The organism is Dietzia sp. B44, assembly GCF_014145245.1.
GTDB lineage: Bacteria > Actinomycetota > Actinomycetes > Mycobacteriales > Mycobacteriaceae > Dietzia > Dietzia natronolimnaea.
In genome coordinates this window covers 1-6,898 of the sequence record NZ_JAALEF010000315.1, presented here as the reverse complement: position 1 = coordinate 6,898, position 6,898 = coordinate 1, and the positions used below count along the sequence as shown (strand labels likewise).

Here is a 6,898-nt window from a genome sequence, read left to right as displayed (position 1 = left end):
GACCGCGCGGCGGTTCTGGGTCCGCCACGCCGCCGACGCGCGGGGTGCGGTGATCCTGGACGACGGCGCGGTGCGTGCCGTCACCGGCTCCCGGCGGTCGCTGCTCCTGGCGGGGGTGACCGGCGTCGACGGGCTGTTCCACTTCGGCGACGTGATCGAGATGCGTGACCAGGCCGGCGCGACCGTCGCCCGTGGGATCGCGCAATACGACTCGATCGAGGTGCGCTCGAGGTTGGCCGACCGCGCCTCGGGCGTGGGTACCACCGGTCAGGGGCGGCCGCTCGTGCACGCCGATGACCTGGTGGCCCTGTAGACGACTCGGGCCCCCGACGTCGTCGACGAGTCGGGTCCCTGACGTTCCCGGCGCGCCCCCGCGCAGCGGCCGGGACGCGGTCCTAGAGAGTGACCCGGCCCTCGGTGTGGACCGGGGTGACCGTGCCCTCGGCGAGGTTGTAGAGGGCGCCCACGATCGCGGTCCGGCCCTCCGTGATCGCACGGTTGACGGCCGTGGACTTCTCCCGGATCGCGGTGACGGTCTGACGCACGTTCTCGATCACCACGTCGTCGTACCCCGCGGAGGGGTCGCGACGGGCCTCGAACACGGCCGGGGAGATCCGCTCCACCACGTCGCGCAGGTAGCCGGACGGGGTGGAGTGCGTATCGATCGCGGTGATCGTCGCGCCGACGGCGCCGCACGAGATGTGCCCGAGCACCAACGTGAGAGGGATGCCGAGCACGTCCACGCCGAACTCGATCGAGCCCAGGACGGACGGGTCCACGATGTGGCCGGCGTTGCGGATGACGAACAGGTCGCCCAGTCCCTGGTCGAAGACCACCTCGGCGGGCACCCGCGAGTCGGCGCAGCCGAAGACCATGCCGAAGGGGTGCTGCTCGCCGGCGAGCTCGGCGCGGCGGGCGGGGTCCTGGTGCCTGTGGAGCCCGGCGCCGTCAACGTAGCGGCGGTTGCCCGAGAGGAGTCGGTCCAGTACGGCATCGGGTGTCAGATCTGTGCTCATGCCCTCATTTTGCGCCTGCGCCGTTCCCGTGGATCACGCAGCCCGTTCGGGCATGCCGTCACCCGGCCGGATCACGCATGCCGATGACCAGCCCGATCACGCACGCCGATCACGTAATGGCAGCGCGCCGCCCGGTCACAGCGCGCGCTCCACGCGGGTGAGCACTTCGACGCAGTCACCGTCCACCGCGAGCAGAGCGTCGGCGTGCGCCCGGGTGTGGCCACGGTTGACCACGGCCACCGGGGTGTCGGTGGTGGCGGCGCGCCTCACGAACCGGTAGCCCGACCTCACCGTCAGGGAGGAGCCGACGACGACGACGAGGTCTGACTCGTCCACCAGGGCGTTGGCCGCGTGCACGCGATGCGCGGGGACGTTCTCGCCGAAGTAGACGATGTCGGGCTTGAGCACCCCGGAGCAGCGGCGGCAGTCCACCATCCGGAACCCGGCGGTGTCGTCCAGGACGGCGTCGGCGTCCGGTGCGACCTCGATGGCCCCGCGCGTGGTCACCCGCTCGGCGAACCCGGGGTTGAGGAGTTCCAGGTCCTCGTGCAACGCCCATCTGCTCTGCCGCGTCCCGCATCCCAGGCAGACCACCACCGCATAGCTGCCGTGCAGGTCCACGATGGTGCGGCTACCGGCCTTGAGATGCAGCAGGTCCACGTTCTGGGTGATGATCCCGGCGACGAGGCCGCGGTGCTCCCAGTCGGCCAGCAGCAGATGCGCGGCGTTGGGCCGAGCCGACTCCATGTGGCGCCACCCCAGGTGGTTGCGGGCCCAATAGTGGCGGCGGAACGCGGGATCGCCCACGAACTGCTGGAACGTCATCGGGGTGCGGGCGGGGGAGTCGGGGCCCCGGTAGTCGGGGATGCCGGAGGGGGTGGAGATCCCCGCACCGGTCAGGACAGTCGCCCGGCGTCCCCGCATCAGCTCGGCCAGCGCCTGCGCCCGCTCGGGAAGATCCGGGTCCGGGTCGGTGCGCTCTGCGGGCGTCCAGGCGGTCTCCCGGATCCTCATGTGCCGATGCCCCCCGGCCCGGAGGGATCATGCGCGCACACCACGGACAGGTCGTCCCGTCGGCGCGCGGCCAACGCCGCGAGGCGGGCGTGGGTCAGCTCGACCGCCGCCGGTTGCAACGCCATGAGGCGCTCCGGGATCCCGATGAGCCTGGCGTTCGCGGCCGCCGGGCCGATTTGGCCACGCGAGTAGAAGGCGTCGCCGGCGTGCAGGATGTCGTTGTCGTCGTCGGACTCTCCGCCCCCGCCGCCCGGGACCAGGACACCGGCGTGCCCGACGGTGTGACCGGGCAGGTCCACCAACACCATCCCCTCGGCCACGTGGTCGAGGGGGCGCACCCGGAACCCCTCCCACCTATCGGTCCCGTAGACGTATTCGGCGAAGTCGGGGCCGTGCGCCCACTGCGCGCGGCGGTACCTGCGGCGTTCGACCCAGCGGGGGGTGCGCACCGCCCACGTGAGCGCCTCGGCGGACACGTGCACCTGCGCCCCGGGGAAGTCGGCGAGTCCGCCGATGTGGTCGGCGTCCAGGTGGGTGATCACGATGTGTCGCACGTCGCGAGGGTCGAGACCCATCGCCTCGATGCGCCGGTGAGCGGTTTCCGCCGGGTCCAGGCGTGCGCGCAGCGCGTGTCGCATCGGACCCAGACGGCCGGACGGATCGGCGACGTCGCGGAGGCCGAGACCGGTGTCGACCAGCACGAGGTGGTCCGGGGCCTCGACCAGCAGCACCCGGCACGGGACCAGACCGAGGAGCGTCCCGCAGTTGATCTGGTGGATCCGCATGACGGCCACGGTACCGTGGCCGCGTGAACCGACACGGTGTGCTGGACCCGCGGCCGCTCGTGCGGGTGACGGTCGATCCGGACGCGGTCGCGGATCAGGATGTGTGGCCGTACTCGATCCCCGCGGTGGCCGACCTGATGCGCGGAGGGCTCGAACTCGAGGACCTGACGATCCTGGTGGGGGAGAACGGTGCGGGCAAGTCCACGCTCGTCGAAGCTGTGGCCATGGCGTACGGGCTGGGTGCCGAGGGAGGCTCGGTCAACGGCCGGGACGTCACGTGGGAGTCGGAGTCGCCGCTTCACGACGCCCTGCGGCTGGTCCGCGGCGGCGCCGCGTCGAAGTGGGGCTACTTCGTGCGCGCCGAGACGATGCACGGCATGTTCAGCTACCTGCAGTCGTCCGGGCCCGAGCAGGATTTCCACTCGCGCAGCCACGGGGAGGCGTTCTGGGACCTCGTCTCCACCTCACGGTTCTCGGGCGGCGGGTTGTTCGTGTTGGACGAGCCCGAGGCGGGGCTGTCTTTCGATGCCCAGCTCAGGCTGGTCGCGCTGCTGCTCGAGCTGGCCGATCGTCGCGGCGCGCAGGTGCTCATGGCCACCCACTCACCGATCCTGGCCTCGGTACCGGGTGCAGCGGTCTACGAGCTGTCCGACGAGGGGATGCAGCGCAGCCGGTGGCAGGACCTGACGATGGTGGACCAACATCGGCGCTATCTCGATGCTCCGGAGCGGTACCTGCGCCACCTCTTGGAGTGACCGGGCACACTGAACCCATGACCAATTCCGCGTCCCGTTCTGCCCGCACCGCCGGTGATGCCCGGCCCGTTCACCCCACATATCCGGCCTACCAACCGCCGTCGGTGTCCCGGGCCGCCAACGCCGGGCCGCTGCCCGCCCCGGAGCCCGGGTTCGTACCCGATCTGATCGTGGTGGGGCACGGGCTCGCAGGGCTCGTCGCCACCCACGAGGCCACCCGCGCCGGCAAGAAGGTACTGGTCGTGGACCAGGAGAACGAGAAGAACCTGGGCGGGCAGGCGTTCTGGTCTCTCGGCGGATTGTTCCTGGTGGACACCCCCGAACAACGCCGGATCGGCATCAAGGACTCGCTGGAACTCGCGTGGCGGGACTGGTTGGGTTCCGCCGGGTTCGACCGACCCGAGGACCACTGGCCGCGCGAGTGGGCGCGCGCGTACGTCGAGTTCGCGGCGGGGGAGAAGCGGCGGTATCTGCACGACCTGGGCCTGCGAATCATCCCCACCGTGGGCTGGGCCGAGCGGGGCGGTGGCGACGTGGACGGCCACGGCAACTCCGTTCCGCGATTCCACGTGACCTGGGGGACCGGGCCCGAGGTGGTGCGGGTCTTCGAGGAACCCGTCCGCGACGCCGCCCGCGCCGGCCTGGTGCGCTTCGCCGTTCGCCACCGGGTGGACGAGATCGTGATCGACGACGGCCGCGCAGCAGGGGTGCGGGGGGCGACCCTCGTACCGTGCGACCTCGACCGTGGTGTCGCCTCGCCCCGCGAGGAGACGGGCACGTTCGAGTTCCGGGCGAGCGCCGTGTTGATCGCCTCCGGAGGCATCGGCGGCAATCCCGACCTGGTCCGGCAGTACTGGCCCACCGACACACTGGGTGCGGCGCCCGAGCACCTGATCGTGGGCGTGCCCGAGCACGTCGACGGGCGGATGTTGGAAATCTCCGGGGCGGCCGGGGCGAACCTCATCAACCGGGATCGGATGTGGCACTACACCGAGGGCGTGGCCAATTTCGCGCCCGTCTGGCCCGCACACGCCATCCGGATCATCCCGGGGCCGTCCACGCTCTGGCTGGACGCGAATGGTGACCGGATGCCGGTGCCGCTGTTCCCCGGATTCCACACCACGGCATCCATCGAGGCCATCCGCCGCACCGGTCAGGACTACTCCTGGTTCATCCTCGACTCCGCCATCGCCGGCAAGGAGTTCATCCTCTCCGGTTCCGAACAGAACCCGGAGCTCACCGACAAGAGCGTGAAGAAGTTCGCGTCCAAGGCGGGGAAGGGACTGCCGCCGTCGATCGCCGACTTCGCCGAGAAGGGCGTCGACTGGGTGGTCGCGGACACGCTGGAAGAGATGGTCGCCGGCATGAACACGCTGCTGCGTGAGGGCGAGCCGGCGCTGGACCTCGAACGCGTCCGCGAGTTCGTACTGGCCATGGACGGGCAGATGGACAATCCGTTCGCCAAGGATGCGCAGGTGCAGGCCATCCACAACGCCCGGCGGGTCCTGACCGACAAGCTCACCCGCATGGCCAAACCACACCGGCTGCTCGCCGACTCCGGCCCGGGCAAGGGCTCCGCCGCCGGATCCGGCGGGCCGCTCATCGCGGTCAAGGTGCACCTCATGACCCGGAAGACTCTCGGTGGAGTCGAGACGACGCTCGACTCGCAGTGCCTGACCCCCGATGGTCAGCCCTTCCCGGGCCTGTACGCGGCGGGCGAGGTCGCCGGGTTCGGCGGCGGGGGGGTCCACGGGTACAACTCGCTGGAGGGCACGTTCCTCGGCGGCTGCATCTTCTCCGGGATGAAGGCGGGCCGAGCGATGGTGCGGGAGGTCTGATCGGGACGGGCGACCACGGCGGGCGCACGGACCTCGCGTCGAGGACCGTCGTCCCCGGCCGCGCTACGGGGGGTCACCCTGGGCCACCGGTCCCCGTATCCGTTGCGCCGTCGTGGGCGGGGACCGGTCGCGCCCGCGCCTGTCTGCGTCCCCGCAACAGACCGAGTTCGTAGGTGGCCAGCCCGATCAGCCACAACGCGGTGATGGGGATGACGAACCAGAGCATGGCGGCGCTGAACGGATCCAACGCGTCGTGGTCGGCCGCCTGCAGCACCACATAGACGACGTACGCGGCGTAGAAGCCGGTGAAGAGCAGTCCCTCCCACCGCTTGATCGCCATACCGGTGAAGGCGATCGGGAGCAGGGCCAGCGAGACGGCGAGCATGATCGGCAGGTCGAAGCGGACGGCCCCGGGGGCGACGTCGATGGGCGTGATGAGCGAGGTCATCCCGAGAACGGCACCGATGTTGAACATGTTGCTACCGACGATGTTGCCGATGGCCAGGTCCCGTTCGCCGCGGATCGCCGCCACCACGCTCGTGGCGAGCTCCGGCAGCGACGTCCCGACCGCCACCACCGTGAGACCGATGACCAGGTCACTCATTCCCCATGCCGATGCGAGATCACTCGCCGCCGCGACGAGTAGTCGCGCGCCGACCACCAGCAGGGCCACTCCGACGATCACGAAGGCGCTGCTGACCAGAACCGGGTGTGACGACGCGACGCCGGACGACCGCGTCTCGCCGGCGCTGGCGCCACCTGCGGGGTCATCACCCGCGGCGGCATCACCTGCGGCGTCATCGCCCGCGGCGGCATCACGTGCGGCGCCACCACCGGCGCCGTCACCGACCGGGTCCTCCGATGCCGCGGCGGCCCGGCCTCCATCCTGCTTGCGCGAGATGACGATCGTCGCCACCACATACGCCACGAGGCCGGCGAACAAGAGCAGACCGTCGAGGAAGCTGATCGTGCCGTCGAGTGCCACCAGCAGCGCGACCACCGAGAACAGCACCATGATGGGGATGTCGACGCGCACGATCCGGGACGTCGCCACCAGCGGGGCGACGATCGCTGTGAGGCCCAGGATGAGCAGGATGTTCGCGATGTTGCTGCCCACCACGTTGCCGACGGCCAACCCCGGGTACCCGCTCAGCGCGGCGTCGACGCTCACCGCGAACTCCGGCGCGGAGGTCGCGAAGGCGACGACGGTGAGTCCCACCACCAGCGGGGAGATTCCGAGGGTCGCGGCCAGACCGCCGGCGCCTCGCACCAGCACTTCGCCGCCGCCGATGAGGAGGACGAATCCCACCGCGAGGGCGAGCACCGTGAGGGCGCTCATGACGGGTCCGACCGGATCGTGGTGAACCCCGGCCCGGCCGACGGTGACGGTCTCGTTGCGTTACCCATGGGTCGATCATCCCGTGCCGGACTCCGGTCTGTCGATGCGCAGGCGGCGACCTCCCTGGACATCACACCCAGCCGGACATCAC

At 70.7% G+C, this 6,898-nt stretch carries 7 protein-coding genes; 3 read left to right on the top strand and 4 right to left on the bottom strand.

Annotated elements, in window-relative coordinates; translation table 11 throughout:
- A partial coding sequence (locus G6017_RS10955; protein WP_347237991.1) for a PUA domain-containing protein occupies window positions 1-313 on the top strand: 313 nt, incomplete at its 5' end.
- An 82-nt stretch (window positions 314-395) separates the two neighbouring features.
- Here G6017_RS10955 and G6017_RS10950 read toward each other — a convergent pair.
- The 3 genes from G6017_RS10950 to G6017_RS10940 all read right to left on the bottom strand — a co-directional run bounded on the left by G6017_RS10950 (window position 396) and on the right by G6017_RS10940 (window position 2,815).
- Complete coding sequence (locus G6017_RS10950) at window positions 396-1,016, bottom strand: carbonic anhydrase (RefSeq protein WP_182617339.1); 621 nt, start codon at window positions 1,014-1,016, stop codon at window positions 396-398.
- A gap of 135 nt (window positions 1,017-1,151) precedes the next feature.
- Window positions 1,152-2,030: a Sir2 family NAD-dependent protein deacetylase gene (locus tag G6017_RS10945; RefSeq protein WP_179524937.1), complete on the bottom strand. Its 879-nt coding sequence runs from the start codon at window positions 2,028-2,030 to the stop codon at window positions 1,152-1,154.
- Complete coding sequence (locus tag G6017_RS10940) at window positions 2,027-2,815, bottom strand: MBL fold metallo-hydrolase (RefSeq protein ID WP_179524938.1); 789 nt, start codon at window positions 2,813-2,815, stop codon at window positions 2,027-2,029. Before G6017_RS10940 ends, G6017_RS10945 begins: the two co-directional genes overlap by 4 nt.
- A 23-nt stretch (window positions 2,816-2,838) precedes the next feature.
- Here G6017_RS10940 and G6017_RS10935 point away from each other — a divergent pair, with 23 nt between their 5' ends.
- Both G6017_RS10935 and G6017_RS10930 read left to right on the top strand, forming a co-directional pair.
- Complete coding sequence (locus tag G6017_RS10935; RefSeq protein ID WP_304815314.1) at window positions 2,839-3,570, top strand: AAA family ATPase; 732 nt, start codon at window positions 2,839-2,841, stop codon at window positions 3,568-3,570.
- A 17-nt stretch (window positions 3,571-3,587) separates the two neighbouring features.
- Window positions 3,588-5,408: an FAD-binding dehydrogenase gene (locus G6017_RS10930; protein ID WP_182610475.1), complete on the top strand. Its 1,821-nt coding sequence runs from the start codon at window positions 3,588-3,590 to the stop codon at window positions 5,406-5,408.
- Between the two features lie 73 nt (window positions 5,409-5,481).
- On the opposite strand, the gene G6017_RS10925 is transcribed toward G6017_RS10930, so the two are convergent.
- Window positions 5,482-6,747, bottom strand: a complete 1,266-nt coding sequence (locus tag G6017_RS10925; RefSeq protein WP_182610474.1) for a calcium/sodium antiporter — start codon at window positions 6,745-6,747, stop codon at window positions 5,482-5,484.
- Window positions 6,748-6,898: the final 151 nt, after the last annotated feature.

Bases quoted from the DNA above. Each gene is read 5' to 3' on its own strand.
- G6017_RS10945 (WP_179524937.1), bottom strand. From the start codon at position 2,030: ATGAGGATCCGGGAGACCGCCTGGACGCCCGCAGAGCGCACCGACCCG.
- G6017_RS10950 (WP_182617339.1), bottom strand. From the start codon at position 1,016: ATGAGCACAGATCTGACACCCGATGCCGTACTGGACCGACTCCTCTCG.
- G6017_RS10940 (WP_179524938.1), bottom strand. From the start codon at position 2,815: ATGCGGATCCACCAGATCAACTGCGGGACGCTCCTCGGTCTGGTCCCG.
- G6017_RS10925 (WP_182610474.1), bottom strand. From the start codon at position 6,747: ATGAGCGCCCTCACGGTGCTCGCCCTCGCGGTGGGATTCGTCCTCCTC.
- G6017_RS10930 (WP_182610475.1), top strand. From the start codon at position 3,588: ATGACCAATTCCGCGTCCCGTTCTGCCCGCACCGCCGGTGATGCCCGG.